The sequence below is a fragment of the Amycolatopsis rhabdoformis genome, from assembly GCF_035918295.1.
Classification (GTDB): domain Bacteria; phylum Actinomycetota; class Actinomycetes; order Mycobacteriales; family Pseudonocardiaceae; genus Amycolatopsis; species Amycolatopsis rhabdoformis.
Genome location: NZ_CP142149.1, coordinates 6,914,757 through 6,930,723, shown reverse-complemented (window position 1 = coordinate 6,930,723; position 15,967 = coordinate 6,914,757). Strand labels below are relative to the sequence as shown.

Sequence of the window (15,967 nt, the reverse complement as noted above, 5' to 3'; positions counted from 1 at the left end):
CCTACGACACCGTCCACTTCTGGTTCGCGGTGGCGGCGCACGTCCAGATCTGCAGGCGCGTGCCATTGGCGGAGCTGTTGTCGGTGGCGTCGAGACACTTGCTCGAGGCGGCGTTGACCAGGTTGCCGGTGGAGTTGCGGGTCCAGCGCTGGACCGCGCCGCCGGTGCAGTCCCAGATCTGGGCCTTGGTGCCGTTGGCGGTGCCGGCCGCGTCGAGGCACTTGCCGAGCGCGCGGATCGTGCCGTCGGAGCCGACGGTCCAGTTCTGCGCGTTGGTGCCGTTGCAGTCGTAGAGCTGCACCGCGGTGCCGTTGGCGGGGTTCGCGCCGGCGATGTCGACGCACTTGCCACCGAGCCCGGTGATCTGGCCGGCGCCCCCGGTCGGCGGGGTCGTGGTGCCGCCCACCCAGCTGTTGGCCGACGACTCGCCCGTGGTGACGGCGGTGTTGTGGTTCTCGATCGGGTTCACGTGCGTGTTGGGGAACACGACGTAGGTGACCGGGCCCTCGGTGCCGCCGCTGCTCGGGTCGGGGTCGATGCCGAGGCTCACGGCCGTGGCGTAGGAGGCCTCGCCGATGATGCTCGTCGGGCCGGTGTCACCCACCACCGCGTAGGTCACTTTGTTGTTGTAGATCACGGCGACCACCGAGCCGCCGTCGATGCCGTACTGCCGGTAGTCCCAAGTGGACGTCGGTTGCGGCAGGACGATGTAGGGCAGTTGTGCCGCGTTGAGCGGTTGGTCGGTGGAGGTGTGGAACGCGGTGTCGGGGTAGAAGCAGCAGTCGGTGTTCTCGTTGCACTGGCTGGTGCGCACACCGTCGCAGTCGATGTCCATGTCGGCCTTGAAGAACACGGCACCGTTCGCCTGGCAGACGGGGACGGTGGCCGCGCCGCCTTCGTCGAAGCTGTACTTGCCGTTGGAGATCTGTTGGCAGGAGTTGGTCTTGGCGAGGAGCTGGGCCGCGGTGGGTCCGGCGGCCGGTGCCGCTGGGGTTGCCTGGATTGCTTGCGTGGCCGGAGTGGCTTGGGCGGCCGCTCCGGAGAGGAAGGAAAGCGCCAGCAGGGCACAACCTGCCAGCGCGACGAGGAATCGCCGCACGATGGGGTTCTCCTTGGGGGGAAGGGAGATCACGGTGGGGACTGGGGAGTGTCCGGTGGGGACTGGGGAGTGTCCGGTGGGGACGGGGGAGTGCCCGGTGGGGAGCGGGCGGTCGAGCGGGTTCGCGTCAAACCCCGGCGGTGCCTCGCGGGTGGAGGCGGGCCGGTGGGGATCCGGGGCTCCGGGTGGCGCGATCCGGTCGGGATCACGACACCCGGGCGAACGGGAGAACCGGTGGGGACCGGAGTGGAACACCGCGCGAGGCTGCCGGAGGAGGGAGGAGGCGAACAGCCCCGCGCGGCGGTGTGGGGGATCCGCCGGGCCCGGCCGAAGCCGGGTGACCGTCAGCGGATCACGGTGCGAGCCGACAGGATCAGGGAGCGGTCCACTTCTGGTTCGCCGTGCCGGTGCACGTCCAGATCTGCAGGCGCGTGCCGTTGGCCGAGCTGTTGCCCGTGGCGTCCAGGCACTTGTTCGCCGCCGGGTTCACGATGTCGTGCGCCGCGGTGACGACCCATTGCTGGGCGCCGGAACCGTTGCAGTCGTAGAGCTGCACCGGGGTGCCGTCGGTGGTGCCGGCCGAGGCGACGTCCATGCACTTGCCCAGGGCGCGCAGGGTGCCGTCGCCGCCGACGGTCCAGTTCTGCGCGGCGTTGCCGTTGCAGTCGGTGATCTGGATGGGTGTGGCGTTGGCGCTGTTGGCGCCCGCGACGTCCACGCACTTGCCGGCGATGCCGGTGATGCGGCCGGTGCGCCCGCTGGGCGGGGTGGTGCCGCCGCCGGTGCTGGTGGTCACGTGCACGTAGTCGACCACGAGCTGTTGCGGGAACTGCGTGCTGCCGTTGGGATCGCCGGGCCAGTAGCCGCCCACGGCGAGGTTCATGATGATGAAGAAGTTGTGGTCGTAGACCCAGCGGTTGCCGTTCAGGTCCGACGGCGTGCGGGTCTGGTACGCGTTGCCGTCGACCGACCACACGATCTTGTTCGGCGACCAGTCCACGGCGTAGGTGTGGAAGTCGTCGGAGAAGTTGGGGCCGTTGTAGCCGGCGCCGATGCCGCCCGCGCCCGAGTAACCCGGGCCGTGGATCGTGCCGTGCACGGTGTTGGGCTCGAAGCCGACGTTCTCCATCACGTCGATTTCGCCGTCCGTGGGCCAGTTTCCGCCGCCGAGCATCCAGAACGCGGGCCACATGCCCTGGCCGCGCGGGAGCTTCATGCGGGTCTCGAAGTGGCCGTAGGCCTGGCTGAACTTGCCGGAGGTGTTGAGGCGCGCGGACGTGTACTCGCAGCGGCCGTACCAGCAGTTGTAGTTGCCCGGGTTCTCGCGCTTGGCCGTGATCACGAGGTGGCCCTGCCCGTCGAGCGAAGCGTTGTTCGTGCCCGACGTGTAGTACTGGCGCTCGTGGTTGTTCACGTTGTCGCCGGTCTCGTAGTTCCACTTCGAACCGTCGGCCGGGCTGCCCGCGGCGCCGTTGAAGTCGTCGGTGAAACTGGCCGCCGCGGCCGCTTCCGGGGGTGCCAGCACGGCGGGCGTCGCCTGGAGTCCGACGGTCAGCAGCGCCGCGGCCGCGAACAGCCCGGCCCAGCGGGAACGTCTCAGAGAACGGGAGATGGACATCGTTGTCACCTCTTCTTGCGGAGGGGACCGCGCTTTCAGGCGCAGCACGAAAACGCGGCGGGGCGGAGGAGAGCACGGCGGTGGGGACCGTGCGGTTCTCGGCCGAGCGCTTCGTGTCCACTCCGGAGGTGGACCGCAGGCGGGCGGCAGGGGTCGGACTAATCGGACTACTTTGTTGTGCCTGGCAACAAAGTAAAAGCAGTATGCATGGTCCGTACCACTGCGGCAATGGTGGATGTGAGAATTTTTTCAACCCGAATTAAGGGTCGGCGACGATCTCCGAGGTCACGCCGGGTTTCGGGTGGTGTTCGCTGGGTGACGGTGGGGTCAGGCCGCGCCGGCCCCCGAGCGGACGGTGGGCGTGGGCTTGGCCAGCAGCCGCGGGTCGGCGCCTTGCTCCAGCAGATCGGCGACGGGCAGCGTCGCGGCGCCGGTCGCCACGGCGTCGAGCCCGAGGTAACCGAGCTGGATCGTGGTCTCGCCGAACGGGTGGCTCAACGCGTGGGCCGACGCGGTGGAGCGGATCAGCGGCAGCAGCCGCTCGCCGAGCGCGAGCCCGGCCCAGCCGCCGACCACGATCCGCTCGGGGTTGAACAGGTTGATCAGGTTCGCGATGCCGGCCCCGAGGTACCCCGCCGTCTCCTCGAGCACCTTCTGCGCCGACTTCGACCGGTCGGCCGAGGCCAGGAGCGCGGCGAACTGGTCCTGCTCGGTCTCGCCGGGCACGGGCTTGCCGCGCGCACGGCGGTAGCGCGCGAGCACGGCCTCGGCGCCGATGTAGGCCTCGAGGCAGCCGTGCGAACCGCAGCGGCACGCCTGCCCGCCGTAGACGATGGTGGTGTGGCCCCACTCGCCGGCGCTGCTGGTGGAGCCGCGGTAGGTGGCGCCGTCGGCGATCACGGCGGCGCCGACCCCGGAGCCGATGAGCACGATCACCGCGTGGCGCGCGCCGCGCCCGGCCCCGAACCACATCTCGGCCTGACCCTGGGTTTTGGCGCCGTTGTCCACGAACACGGGCAGGTCGATGCCGGCCGCGCGCAGGTCGTCGGCGAGCGCCACGGAGTCCCAGCCGATGGTGGGCGCGTGCACCAGCACCCGCTCGCCCTGCTCCACGGTGCCCGGCACGCCGACCCCGACGCCGAGCACGGCCGACTCGTCGGCGTCCGCCGAAGCGATCACCTCGCGCAGACCCGACACCACGGCCGCGACGACCGTGGCCGGCTCGGTGCGCGCCGGTGACAGCTCGTGTTCGACCGTGGCCAGCCGCTGCATCGCCAGGTCGAACAGCTCCACCCGCACGCCCGTCTCGCCGATGTCGACGCCCGCGACGTAGCCGTACGCCGGGTCCACCCGCAGCAACACGCGTGGGCGGCCGCCGTCGGATTCGACCAGGCCGGCCTCGGTGATGAGCCGTTCCTCGCCCAGCTCGGCGGTCACGTTGCTGACCGTCGCCGCCGAAAGTCCCGTGAGCTGACTCAGTTCGTGCCGCGACAGCGGGCCGTCGAAGTACAGTTTCGACAGCAGCAGGGAACGGTTGTGCCGCCGTAGATCGCGGACTGTTGTGCGCTTGGTCGCCATGTGACACCCATCCGGCCTCGAACTCTCCCGGCACCAGGATGCCTGATCACCGTAAGTTGTGGCCATGTATTAACTAGTGAACTAAGTCCCGAACATATGGACGTCTGGCAGAATCCCCCTGGTGACGAGGGTGCTCCGGCAGACGACCCGCGACCTGAGGCGGCACAACCGAGCGACGCTCCTGTCGTCGCTCTACCTGCGTGGACCGGTCAGCCGGCTCGAACTCGTGGCCGAGTCCGGGCTCAGTCCCGCGACCGTGACGAACGTGGTCGCGGAACTCATCGGCGACGGCGTGGTGGCCGAAGCCGGATCCGTCGAGTCCGATGGTGGCAGGCCGCGCACGCTGCTGCGCGTCCGGCCCGAATACGGCCAGGTGGTGGGCGTCGACGTCGGCGAGACGCACGTGCGCGCCGGCCTGTTCGACTGCACCCTCGAGACGCTCGCGACCGTGCAACACCCGCTCGCCGGCACCGAGCCCGACCCGGCCGAGGTCGTGGAGCTGGCCCGCGCCGGTGTCGCCGAGGTGCTCGCGGCCGGCGGGGCGTCCCCCGTGCTGGGCGTCGGCGTCGGAGTGCCGGGCGCGGTGCGGGCGGGTGGCATCGTGCACGCCCCCACCCTCGGCTGGGCCGGCGTCGCGTTCGCCGACCTCCTGCGCGCCCGCGTGCCGCTGCTGGCCGACACGCCGCTGCACCTCGACAACCGAGCGCGCACGCTCGGTCAGGCCGAGATGTGGCTCGGCGCGGGCCGCGGGGCCGATCGGGCCGTGATCGCCCTGCTCGGGGTCGGCGTCGGGGCCGCCTTCGTGACGGGTGGTGGGTCTTTTCCCGGCATCACCACGAGTGAGTGGGGGCACACGGTGGTGCAGGCCGCGGGGGCCGCGTGCCGCTGCGGATCACGCGGCTGCTTGGAGGCCTACGTCGGCACGGAGGCCGTGGTCCGGCGCTACGCCGACGCGCCCGGGGCTCAGATCCTGCGTGGGCCGGACAGCGAGAGCCGGCTCGCCGAGCTCGTCGCGCTGGCGGAAACCTGTCCTGCGGAGAGGTCTACACCAGCAGGGACGACGCTGGCGGAGACCGGTGAGTACCTCGGCATCGGCATCGCCAATTTGATCAACCTCCTGGCGCCGGACCGGGTCGTGCTGGCAGGCTCGGCGGGAGCGATCATGGGCCCGGCGATCCTGCCGCACGTCCGCGACGCCGCGGCTCGCCACGCGCTCGGCTACCTCGCCGAGGCCACCGCCGTCGAGCTGGGGCAGCTCGGTCCGGAGGCCGTCGCGCTGGGTGCGGCGACCTTGCCGATCGCCGCGCTGCTGGCGTCGGGCGGGCGTTCAGCGGGCTGAATCTCCTTGGTGCGCAAGGAGATCGACAGACGGACACCGAGCGTGAGCCTTTCTTTCAGTACTTAAACTTAGGCACAAAACGTTACCGCCGTGTTATTGACGTGACCCGAGTCACCCGGGTTGACTCCTCCTGTCGCGCGGCCGGACCGAGCTCTCCGAGCACGGCCGGAATCCGTAGCACCAGGACCTAGGAGGACGAATGCGAGTGAAGCGCTCCGTCGTCGCAGCGCTCGTCGCCGTGGTGGCAGCCGCGGTGCTCGCCGCTTGCGGCGGCGGCTCGAGCAGCGCGGGTGGTGGCGGCAACGCCGCGGCCGTGCTGAACGTCGGCATGCCGAACGGCCCGCAGGCCGAGAACAACAACCCGTTCCTGGAGACCTCGGCGGCCGCGTCGCTCGGGTACCGCTACGTGATCTACGAGCCCCTCGTGATGCTCAACCGCGTGAAGCCGCAGGAAGCCGGCAAGCCGTGGCTGGCCACGAAGTGGGACTGGTCGGACAACTACAAGAAGCTGGTCCTGACCATTCGCGACGGGGTGAAGTTCTCCGACGGCTCCCCGATGACCGGCGACGACGTGGCCTACACGTTCCAGCTGCTGCGCGACAACAAGGCGCTGAACATCGACTCGGTGCCCTACAAGGACATCTCCGCGAGCGGCAACCAGGTCACCCTCGGCTTCGACACCTCGCAGTTCGTGAACCAGGTCAAGATCCTGCAGACGATCGTGGTGCCGAAGAAGATCTGGTCGCAGATGAAGGACCCGGCCACCGACCTGGTGAAGAACCCGGTCGGCACCGGTCCGTACACGCTGAAGTCGTTCACGCCGCAGACGATCACCGTGAGCCAGCGCTCCGGCTACTGGCAGCAGGCGCCGGCGGTCAAGGAGATCCGCTACACCTCCTACAACGACAACAACGCGCAGGTCGCCGCCCTCACCAGCGGTGCGGCCGAGTGGAGCTTCGTCTTCATCCCGAACTACAAGACCGTCTACGTGAACAAGGACCCGCAGCACTACAAGCTGTGGTTCCCGGCCCAGCTCGCCGTGCACGGCCTGTGGTTCAACACGGAGAAGGCGCCGTGGAACAACGCGAAGCTGCGCCAGGCCGTGAACAAGGTCCTCAACCGCGACGACATCTTCAACCAGGGTGAGGCCGGCTACTTCTACCCGAAGGCCGACCAGGTCACCGGCATCCCGACGCCGGCGGGCGACTCGTTCATCGCGCCGCAGTACAAGGGCCAGACCGTGAAGGTCGACGTGCCGGGCGCCAAGTCGCTGCTCACCGGTGCGGGTTTCAAGTACAACGGCAACCAGCTCGTGGACCCGAGCGGCAAGCCGGTGACGCTGAAGCTGACCGTGCCCTCGGGCTGGTCGGACTACATCACCGACCTCGAGATCATCAAGGACAACCTGTCGCAGATCGGCATCACGGCCACCGTCGAGAAGATGAACCAGGACGCGTGGACCAAGTCCGTGGACACCGGTGACTTCGAGGGTCTGCTGCACTGGACCAACGACGGCGCCACGCCGTACGACATGTACCGCGATGTGATGGACGGCAACCGCTACAAGCCGACCGGCCAGGGCGGCATCAACGGCAACTACGGCCGCTACAAGAACGACCAGGCGACGCAGGCGCTCACCACCTACGCCAACGCCGCCGACGACGCGAGCCGCGCCGCCGCGATGAACACGTTGCAGCAGATCATGATCGACCAGCAGCCGATGGTGCCGCTCATGGCGGCCAACTCCGGCGGCGAGTACAGCACGAAGAACTGGACGGGCTGGCCCGAAGAAGCCAACCCGTACGGCCCGGCGCAGCCGACCCTGCGCAACGCGCTGGACATCGTTCTGCACCTGAAGCCCGCGGCCTGATCTATGGCCGAGGACAACGCAGTGGCCACCCGGGAAGCCACCTCCGCCTCACCTGAGGCGGGGGTGGCCTCCCCGGCCGGCGAGATCGAAACCGGGGCCTCGGACACGATCGTGCTCGAGGCCTCCGGGCTGACCAAGCACTTCCCCGTGCGCAAGCGCGGCCGCGAGGCGCTCACGAGGGGCCGCCGCAGCGTGCAGGCCGTCGACGACGTCGACCTGGTGCTGCGGCGCGGCCGCGTGACCGCGCTGGTGGGCGAGTCCGGCTCGGGCAAGTCCACGGTGGCGCGGCTGCTGGCGCAGCTCTACCCGCGCACGGCCGGCGACATCCGCCTGCACGGCGAGTCGGTGACCGTGAAGGGCGGCAAGGCGTTCCGCGCCTACTGCCGCAAGGTCCAGATGATCTTCCAGGACCCGTTCGCGTCGCTGAACCCCGTGCACACCGTGCGCTACCACCTCACGCGGGCGTTGAAGATCCACGACCGCGCCGGGACCACGGCCGAAGACCTCGAGCGGGCGTTGCAGGAGCTGCTCACGCGGGTGCAGCTGACGCCGCCGGAGCGCTACGTCGACAAGTTCCCCCACGAGCTTTCCGGTGGCCAGCGCCAGCGCGTGGCGATCGCGCGGGCGCTCGGCGCCGATCCCGAGGCGCTGCTGGCCGACGAGCCGGTGTCCATGTTGGACGTCTCGATCCGGCTCGGCGTGCTGAACCTGTTGCGGGACCTGAAGGAACGCCTGCACCTCGCGATCCTCTACATCACCCACGACATCGCGTCGGCGCGCTACTTCGCCGACGAGACGCTGGTGATGTACGCCGGGCGCATGGTCGAGGGCGGCGATTCCGAGACTGTGACCCAGAACCCCGCGCACCCGTACACGCGGCTGCTGATCGAATCGGCACCGGACCCCGACCGGCTCGACCCGGGCACGGACGCCGCGCCCGGTGAGGCGCCGAAGGAAAAGGGCTCCGGTGAGCCGCCGAGCTTGATCGCGCCGCCTTCGGGCTGCCGGTTCCACCCGCGCTGTCCCGTCGCGATGGAACGCTGCAAGACCGACCTGCCGCCGCGCTTCGAGGTGGCCGACGCCCCCGGCCACTGGGCCGCGTGCTGGCTGTACGACTCGGCGGTGCGCTCGTGAGGTACCTGCTCCAGCGGCTCGGCTTCTACGTCTTCACCGCGTGGGCCGCGGTCACGATCAACTTCTTCATCCCGCGGCTGATCCCCGGTGACCCGGTGCAGTCGCTGATCACCAAGAACCAGGGCCAGCTCAGCGCCGACGCGATCCAGTCGCTGTACGTCCTGTTCGGACTGGACAAGAACGAAAGCCTGATCACCCAGTACTTCCACTACTGGGGTCAGCTGTTCCGCGGTGACCTCGGGCTGTCGTTCACGTTCTTCCCCTCGCCCGTGTCCCAGGTGATCGGCGACAGTCTGCCGTGGACGATCATCCTCGTCGGGTTCACCACGGTGGTGGGCTTCCTCATCGGCACCGGCCTCGGCGTCGTCGCCGGCTGGCGCCGCGGGTCCTGGGTGGACGGTCTGCTCCCGGTGACCACGTTCCTCTCGTCGATCCCGTACTTCTGGCTCGGCCTGATCGCGATCACGCTGCTGGCCGGCCCGGGCAGCTTCTTCCCGGCGTCCGGCGGCTACGACCCGGGCCTCGTGCCCGGGTGGGGCGGCGACTTCCTCGGCAGCGCGATCCAGCACAGCCTGCTGCCGGCGATCACGATCCTGATCAGCTCCATGGGCAGCTGGATCCTCGGCATGCGCAACATGATGGTCACCGTCGCTTCGGAGGACTACATCACCGTGGCGCACGCCAAGGGCCTCAAGGAACGCCGCGTGATGATGAGCTACGCGGCCCGCAATGCGCTGCTGCCCAGTGTGTCCGGGTTCGCGCTGGCGCTGGGCTTCATCGTGGGCGGCACGCTGCTGGTGGAGATCGTGTTCTCCTACCCGGGCGTCGGTTACGAGCTGTTCCAGGCCGTCGGTTCGCAGGACTACCCGCTGATGCAGGGGATCTTCCTCATCATCACCCTCTCGGTGCTGGTGGCGAACCTGCTCGCCGACGTCGCCTACCTCGCGCTCGACCCGCGCACCCGGAAGGAGGGCTGAGCCGTGGCACTGCCCGCAGCCGACCTCAAGGCCGCCGCGCCCGAGCCGCTCCCGGCCGAGGCCATCGCCGGCCCCGCGGCGAAACGCCGGCGCTTCCGGTTCCTCACCGGGGGCAAGACGATCACCGGCCTGGTGGTTCTGGCCTTCTTCGTGGTGATCGCGATCATCGGGCCGTGGATCGCGCCGTTCGACCCGTCCGCGCGCAGCAACGACCTGCTCGAAGCGCCCTCGGGCAAGCACTGGTTCGGCACCACGCACCTCGGCCAGGACATCTTCAGCCAGGTGGTGGTGGGCACGCGCAGCGTGATGCTGGTGGGCCTCACCGCCGGTATCGTGGCGACGATCCTCGCCGTGATCGTCGGGGTCACCTCGGGGTACCTGGGCGGGACACCGGGTGAGGGCCTCTCGGCACTGTCCAATGTGTTCCTCGTGATCCCGGCCCTGCCGTTGATCATCATCATCGGCACGGCGCTGCCGAGCGGTGGCGACTACCTCGTGGCCGTGATCATCGGCTTCACGTCGTGGGCGTGGGGCGCGCGGATCCTGCGAGCGCAAACACTTTCTTTGCGCCGCCGGGAATACGTCGAAGCTTCGCGCGCGAGCGGCGAATCGACGTGGCGGATCATCTTCTTCGAGATCATGCCGAACCTCACGGCGGTGATCGCGTCGAGCTTCGTGGGCACAGTGGTGTTCGCGGTGATGTCGGAGATCACGCTGGCGTTCGTCGGCGTCTCCAGCTTCTCGGAGTGGAACTGGGGCACGATCCTGTTCTGGGCGCAGAGCCAGCAGGCGCTGGCGCAGGGCGCGTGGTGGTGGTTCGTGCCGGCGGGGCTCGCGATCGCGATCCTCGGCACCGCGTTGTCGCTGCTCAACTTCGGCATCGACGAGTTCGTGAGCCCGCGGCTGCGCTCGAGCGGCAAGACCAAGGCGAAAAACGCCGAGGGCAAGACGGTGCGCCTGCGCGTCGGCTTCACGCCCGTGCTCGGCCGGGAGAAGGAATGAAGGAACCCGTACTCGAGATCAAGGGCCTCGACGTCGACTACGGCCTCGGCGCCGACGCCGTGCACGCGGTGCAGGACGTGCACCTCACGCTGCACCGCGGCGAGGTGCTCGGCCTGGCCGGCGAGAGCGGCAGCGGCAAGTCCACATTGGCCTACGGCCTCACGCGGCTGCTACCCCCGCCCGGCGTGATCCGCGGTGGCAGCGTGGTCTACCACCCCGGCGACGGCGAGCCGTACGACGTGCTGAAGCTGACCCCCAAGCAGCTGCGGGACTTCCGGTGGGCCGAAACGTCCATCGTGTTCCAGGGCGCGATGAACTCGCTGAACCCCGTGCACAAGGTCGCGGCGCAGCTGGTGGACGTGATCAAGGCCCACGATCCGCGCAGCACCAGGGCGGCCCGGCTCGCGCGGGCGCGGGAGCTGCTGCGGCTGGTGGGCATCGCGAGCGACCGGCTCGACGCGTACCCGCACCAGCTGTCCGGCGGGATGCGCCAGCGCGTGATGATCGCGATGGCGCTGGCGCTGGAGCCGCGCGTGGTGATCATGGACGAGCCGACCACGGCGCTCGACGTGGTGATGCAGCGCCAGATCCTGGCGCAGCTCGTGGAACTGCGTGAGCGGCTGGGCTTCTCGGTGCTGTTCATCACCCACGACCTGTCGCTGCTGGTCGAGTTCTCCGACCGGATCGCGATCATGTACGGCGGCCGGATCGTGGAGCAGGCGCGCGGCGTGGACCTCTACCGCGATTCCCTGCACCCCTACAGCGACGGCCTGCTGCACTCGTTCCCCGCGCTGCGCGGGCCGCGGCGCGAGCTCACCGGCATCCCCGGCTCGCCACCCGACCCGCGTGCGCTGCCGGTCGGGTGCGCGTTCGCCCCGCGTTGCCCGCACGCCTTCGATCGCTGCACCGCCGAGGTGCCGGTGCTCGGCGTGCCCGCTGATCGTGACGATCCCACGCGCACCGTCGCGTGCTGGCTGCACCCGGCCGCCGACTCAGCCGCCGCCGTCACGTCGTAGATAAGGAGACCCCTTGACCGAGACCACCGACGCTGCGACCCGCGAGCAGCAGGCGCTGATCGACTCGCTGCCGCCGGACTTCCGGTGGGGCGTGGCGACGGCCGCGTACCAGATCGAGGGCGCGGTGGACGAAGACGGCCGCACACCGTCCATCTGGGACACGTTCTGCAAGGTGCCGTGGGCGATCGACAACAACGACAACGGTGACGTCGCGTGCGACCACTACCACCGGATGCCGGAAGACGTGGGGCTCGTCAAGGAGCTCGGCGCCGACACGTACCGGTTTTCCGTGGCGTGGCCGCGCATCCAGCCGCGCGGCAAGGGCCCGATCAACGAGGCCGGCATCGGGTTCTACGACCGGCTCGTGGACGAGCTGCTGGCCAAGGACCTCGCGCCGTGGCTCACGCTCTACCACTGGGACCTGCCGCAGGAGCTCGAGGACGCGGGCGGCTGGCCGGCGCGCGACACCGCGTACCGCTTCGCCGACTACTCGATGCTGGTGTTCGACCGGTTGAAGGATCGAGTGCGGCACTGGACGACGTTGAACGAGCCGTGGTGCTCGGCGATGCACGGCTACGTGCACGGCGTGATGGCCCCGGGCCGGCGCGACTTCGCGGCCGGCATGAAGGCCATCCACCACCTGCTGCTCGGCCACGGTCTGGCCACGCAGCGCATGCGCGAGGCCGCGCCGGAGGGCACGCAGTTCGGCATCACACTGAACATGGGCACCTCCGACGCGGCGTCCGACAACGACCTCGACCGTGAGGCCGCGCGCAACGCCGACGGCATGGGCGTGCGCATCTACCTCGACCCGTTGGTGCGTGGCTCCTACCCCGAGGATGTGGTGGCGGACCTGGCCGTGCGCGGCGCCTCACTGCCCATTGAGGACGGTGACCTCTCGGTCATCTCAACGCCGCTCGATTTCCTCGGCGTGAACTACTACTTCGGCCAGCAGTACTCCGGCGTCGACGAGCAGGGCCGCACCACCGGCGAGGACGGCTTCCCGGTGCAGCGCGCCGTCCCGTTCGGCGAACCGACCACGGCCATGGGCTGGGAGATCCTGCCGGGCAAGTTCACGGAACTGCTGACCCGCCTCGGCCGCGACTACCCCGGCCTGCCGATCTTCATCACGGAGAACGGCTCGGCCTTCGACGACGCGCCCGACTCGTCCGGCTTCGTGCGCGACGAGGGCCGCACGGCCTACCTCGCCTCGCACCTGGCCGCGGTCGCCGCCGCCCGCCTGGAGGGCGTGGACATCCGCGGGTACTTCGCGTGGTCCCTTTTGGACAACTTCGAATGGGCCTACGGCTACGCCAAGCGCTTCGGCCTCATCCGCGTCGACTACGAAACCCAGGCCCGCACGATCAAGCAGAGCGGCCTGTTCTACCGCGACACGGTGCGCCGGGTTCGCGGTTCCTGAGTCACCCCGGGGGGTGATCCCGCAGGGCGTCCGTCTCGTACGGGCGCCCTTCGGCTTTGCGCGAACCTTCCCCCGTGGTTTCGGTTTTTGGGCCACGATGGGTGTTCCGGGAAGGGAGCACCGCCGTGGACCAGAGTTTGCTCGACGCCGAACGCCGCCTCCAGGCCGCACAGCTGGCCGGCGACGTCGGGGCCCTTGAGGAATTGCTGCACGATCGTCTGGTCTTCACGTTCGGCTCGGTGACCGCCACGAAGACCGACGATCTGGCCGGTCATCGCGCAGGCGCGCAGCGGCTGACCGAACTCGTCGAGGACGATCTCCGGGTGTTCTCCGAGGGTTCGACCGGGGTCACGTGGTTCCTCGGCCGTCTGGCGGGATCGCTTGGTGGTGAGCCGTTCTCCGCGCGGCTGCGCTACACCCGCACGTGGCTGCGGACTTCGGACGGCTGGCGGGTGATCGCCGCGCACGCGAGCTACGCGTGAACGCCTCGGTTTTGTGGGGCGCCGAGCACGTCACGGTTGGCCTCGCCCGTCAAGGCGACCCCGAAGATCCACCCGACCGAGGGTAAGGCTTTCCCCACCCCGCCGACGCCAGCGCGCACCATGGTTGCGCGACCCTCGCCACCCCTAACGTCGAAGGCACCACGAGACGAGCGAGGGAGTGGCCATGACGGCGGGGACGGATCTGCGACCACCGCGAGTGCCGGCGCAGCAGCCGAAGACGGCGAAGAAGCGCCGGCCGTGGATCGGGGTGCTGGGGCTGGTCGTGGTGGCCTTCCTGGCGTACTCCCTGCCGCCGTACCTCGCCCTCGACCCGGCGCAGTCGCGTGTCCCCGCGCCAGAGGGCTTCGGCGCGCACTACTGGTTCCTGGTGGGCCACGTGGTGTTCGGCTCGATCGCGATGATCTGCGCGGTGCTGCAGATCTGGCCGTGGATCCGCCGCCGCTACCCGGTGCTCCACCGCTACGCCGGCCGCGCCTACGTGCTCGGCGGCGTGCTGCCCTCAGGCCTCATGGCCCTCACGATCGGCGCCGCCAGCCCCTTCGGCCCCGCCACGCGAGCCAGCGACGTCCTCCTCGCGGTCACCTGGCTCGGCTGCACCTGGGCCGGCTACCGCGCCGCCCGCGACCGCCGCTTCGGCGACCACCGCCGCTGGATGATCCGCAGCTTCGCGCTGACGATGTCGATCATCCTGAATCGCCTCATCTCACCCCTCGCGATCGTCTTCCTGGAACCCCAGATCGCCACCACTTTCGGCGGCAGCGAGGTCGCGTTCATGCAGTCGGTGGCCGCCATCGCCGCCTGGGTGAGCTGGACCGTCGCCTTGATGGGGGCGCAGCTGTGGCTGGATCGCAAGCCTCAGCGTGCGAAGGCTGTGGCTGCTTAGCCGTTGGGGGTGTCGCAGTTGTGGCTGGACGGCGAAACTCGGGTGGCCAGGCCGCTGGCCCCAGCGCGCGAAGGCCCTAGCTACCTAGCGTGGGCGCGGAGGGTTGTCGCGGTTGTGGCTGGACGACAAGCCTCAGGGCGCGAGGGCCGCAAGCGCGAGCGCGCCGAGGCCGTAGCCACCTAGCATCGGACCGCATGGCCCGCATCGCCCTGCTGTACCCGACCAGGAACGCCGGCGAGGACGACTTCACCAGCCTCGCCGGCCGGCTGCGTCCGGCCCTCGATCTGGAAGTCCGCTACTTCCCCTGGCCCGCCGACGTCGGCGACCTCTCGACCACCGACGTCTCCACCGTGGCCGACGCCGTCCGCCGACTCGGCTCCGACGAGCACCTCACCCAGGTCATCCCGGGCCTGGCGGCCGGCTTCGACGTGGTCGCGTTCGCCGTGACCAGCGCCAGCTTCCTCGTGGACCCGGACCACCAGCTGCTCACGGTCAGCCGCCTCACCGGCGCCCCCGCCACCAGCACGACCAGGGCGTTCCAGCAGGCGATCCACGTGCTGGACCTCGACAAGGTCGCCCTCGCCTCGGTCTACCACCCGAGCTTCTCCGACCACTTCATCAGTCGCCTCGACGTCCACGTCGTGAACCGCGTCGACGCCTCCGTCGGCTCCGACCGCCAGCTCGCCGCGTGGTCCGCGGACCAGATCGTCGATCTGGTCGCCGAGGCTGCCCACCCTCAGGCGCAAGCCGTGCTGCTCCCGGAAACCGCACTGCACACCAGCGGGCTCACCGCGGAACTCGAACGGGCCGCCGGCTGCCCGGTTCTCACGGCCACCCAGGTCACCCTCTGGTCCGCCGCCAGGCTGCTCGACCTGCACCCGGCGGCCCCCGACGCCGGCCCCCTGTTCAGGCGCTAGCCAGCTGCTCCCCGAACAACTCCTCCATCGCCGCCCAATGCCGCTCATCGGCATCCCGGTCGTAGGTGTCGTTGTCCGGCACCGCAAACCCGTGCTCGGCGTCGTAGGTCGCCATCGTGTGCCGCACCCCGGCGGCGACGAGCGCGTCCTCCAGCCGCTCGTACTGCTCAGCCGGAAACGCGCGATCGTCCCGTGCCGCCGCGACGTGCAGCGCGCCCCGGATCCGGTCCGCCACCACGTGCACCCCATCGTCCCCGGTCGCCAGGTTGCCCCCGTGGAACGACGCAGCCGGTACCGCGCGAGGAAGTGGGTCGCGGCGAGTGGTGACATTTCCGCCATGCACTACCCGGTCGTCCTGCCCGCCGAACCTGCGACTTCTGAGCGTCCGGCCAGGAACTCGACGTACGCCTGCGGGTCCCGCACCGCCATCTCCGCCGTGACACTGGCGGCCAGCTCCATCAGCCTTCTCGTCACATGGCTGCGATCGCCTGACACCCCAGCGAAACATCGCCAAGCGATGCGACCGCCGACGAGCAGACCTTTTCCCTCGGCCGGTCGCACAGACGGTTGTCCACAGCCCGGCCAAGTTGTGGACAACTCAGCCCTGAACA

At 69.6% G+C, this 15,967-nt stretch carries 14 protein-coding genes; 10 read left to right on the top strand and 4 right to left on the bottom strand.

Annotated features, from left to right (window positions below; all coding sequences use genetic code 11):
* Position 1: 1 nt before the first annotated feature.
* The 3 genes from VSH64_RS31885 to VSH64_RS31875 all read right to left on the bottom strand — a co-directional run bounded on the left by VSH64_RS31885 (position 2) and on the right by VSH64_RS31875 (position 4,295).
* The gene (locus VSH64_RS31885; RefSeq protein ID WP_326566457.1) at positions 2 to 1,099 is read right to left on the bottom strand and encodes a ricin-type beta-trefoil lectin domain protein; all 1,098 of its coding nucleotides are present in this window, start codon (positions 1,097 to 1,099) and stop codon (positions 2 to 4) included.
* Between the two features lie 373 nt (positions 1,100 to 1,472).
* The gene (locus VSH64_RS31880; RefSeq protein ID WP_326566456.1) at positions 1,473 to 2,717 is read right to left on the bottom strand and encodes a family 16 glycosylhydrolase; all 1,245 of its coding nucleotides are present in this window, start codon (positions 2,715 to 2,717) and stop codon (positions 1,473 to 1,475) included.
* Between the two features lie 327 nt (positions 2,718 to 3,044).
* Complete coding sequence (locus VSH64_RS31875) at positions 3,045 to 4,295, bottom strand: ROK family transcriptional regulator (protein WP_326566455.1); 1,251 nt, start codon at positions 4,293 to 4,295, stop codon at positions 3,045 to 3,047.
* Between the two features lie 121 nt (positions 4,296 to 4,416).
* On the opposite strand from VSH64_RS31875, the gene VSH64_RS31870 reads away from it, so the two are divergent.
* The 10 genes from VSH64_RS31870 (at position 4,417) to VSH64_RS31825 (ending at position 15,356) form a co-directional block, all read left to right on the top strand.
* Positions 4,417 to 5,634 (top strand): ROK family transcriptional regulator, encoded by a 1,218-nt coding sequence (locus tag VSH64_RS31870; RefSeq protein WP_326566454.1) that lies wholly within the window; start codon positions 4,417 to 4,419, stop codon positions 5,632 to 5,634.
* A 199-nt stretch (positions 5,635 to 5,833) separates the two neighbouring features.
* Positions 5,834 to 7,504 carry an ABC transporter substrate-binding protein gene (locus VSH64_RS31865; RefSeq protein ID WP_326566453.1) on the top strand — a complete coding sequence of 557 codons (1,671 nt, stop codon included), beginning with the start codon at positions 5,834 to 5,836 and terminating at the stop codon, positions 7,502 to 7,504.
* 21 nt (positions 7,505 to 7,525) lie between these two features.
* Positions 7,526 to 8,638 carry an ABC transporter ATP-binding protein gene (locus VSH64_RS31860; protein WP_326566452.1) on the top strand — a complete coding sequence of 371 codons (1,113 nt, stop codon included), beginning with the start codon at positions 7,526 to 7,528 and terminating at the stop codon, positions 8,636 to 8,638.
* Positions 8,635 to 9,615 carry an ABC transporter permease gene (locus VSH64_RS31855; protein ID WP_326566451.1) on the top strand — a complete coding sequence of 327 codons (981 nt, stop codon included), beginning with the start codon at positions 8,635 to 8,637 and terminating at the stop codon, positions 9,613 to 9,615. The genes VSH64_RS31860 and VSH64_RS31855 overlap by 4 nt, the downstream gene beginning before the upstream one ends.
* Positions 9,616 to 9,618: 3 nt before the next feature.
* Positions 9,619 to 10,617 (top strand): ABC transporter permease, encoded by a 999-nt coding sequence (locus VSH64_RS31850; RefSeq protein WP_326566450.1) that lies wholly within the window; start codon positions 9,619 to 9,621, stop codon positions 10,615 to 10,617.
* Complete coding sequence (locus tag VSH64_RS31845) at positions 10,614 to 11,633, top strand: ABC transporter ATP-binding protein (protein WP_326566449.1); 1,020 nt, start codon at positions 10,614 to 10,616, stop codon at positions 11,631 to 11,633. The genes VSH64_RS31850 and VSH64_RS31845 overlap by 4 nt, the downstream gene beginning before the upstream one ends.
* Positions 11,634 to 11,646: 13 nt before the next feature.
* Complete coding sequence (locus tag VSH64_RS31840; protein ID WP_326566448.1) at positions 11,647 to 13,053, top strand: GH1 family beta-glucosidase; 1,407 nt, start codon at positions 11,647 to 11,649, stop codon at positions 13,051 to 13,053.
* 125 nt (positions 13,054 to 13,178) lie between these two features.
* Entirely contained in the window at positions 13,179 to 13,535 is a 357-nt protein-coding gene (locus VSH64_RS31835; protein ID WP_326566447.1) for a nuclear transport factor 2 family protein, read from the top strand.
* Between the two features lie 184 nt (positions 13,536 to 13,719).
* Positions 13,720 to 14,439 (top strand): DUF2306 domain-containing protein, encoded by a 720-nt coding sequence (locus tag VSH64_RS31830; RefSeq protein WP_326566446.1) that lies wholly within the window; start codon positions 13,720 to 13,722, stop codon positions 14,437 to 14,439.
* A 194-nt stretch (positions 14,440 to 14,633) separates the two neighbouring features.
* Complete coding sequence (locus VSH64_RS31825; protein WP_326566445.1) at positions 14,634 to 15,356, top strand: aspartate racemase/maleate isomerase family protein; 723 nt, start codon at positions 14,634 to 14,636, stop codon at positions 15,354 to 15,356.
* Here VSH64_RS31825 and VSH64_RS31820 read toward each other — a convergent pair.
* Positions 15,346 to 15,864 (bottom strand): dienelactone hydrolase family protein, encoded by a 519-nt coding sequence (locus VSH64_RS31820; RefSeq protein WP_326838075.1) that lies wholly within the window; start codon positions 15,862 to 15,864, stop codon positions 15,346 to 15,348. The two genes, VSH64_RS31825 and VSH64_RS31820, sit on opposite strands and share 11 nt — an antisense overlap.
* Between the last annotated feature and the right edge of the window lie 103 nt (positions 15,865 to 15,967).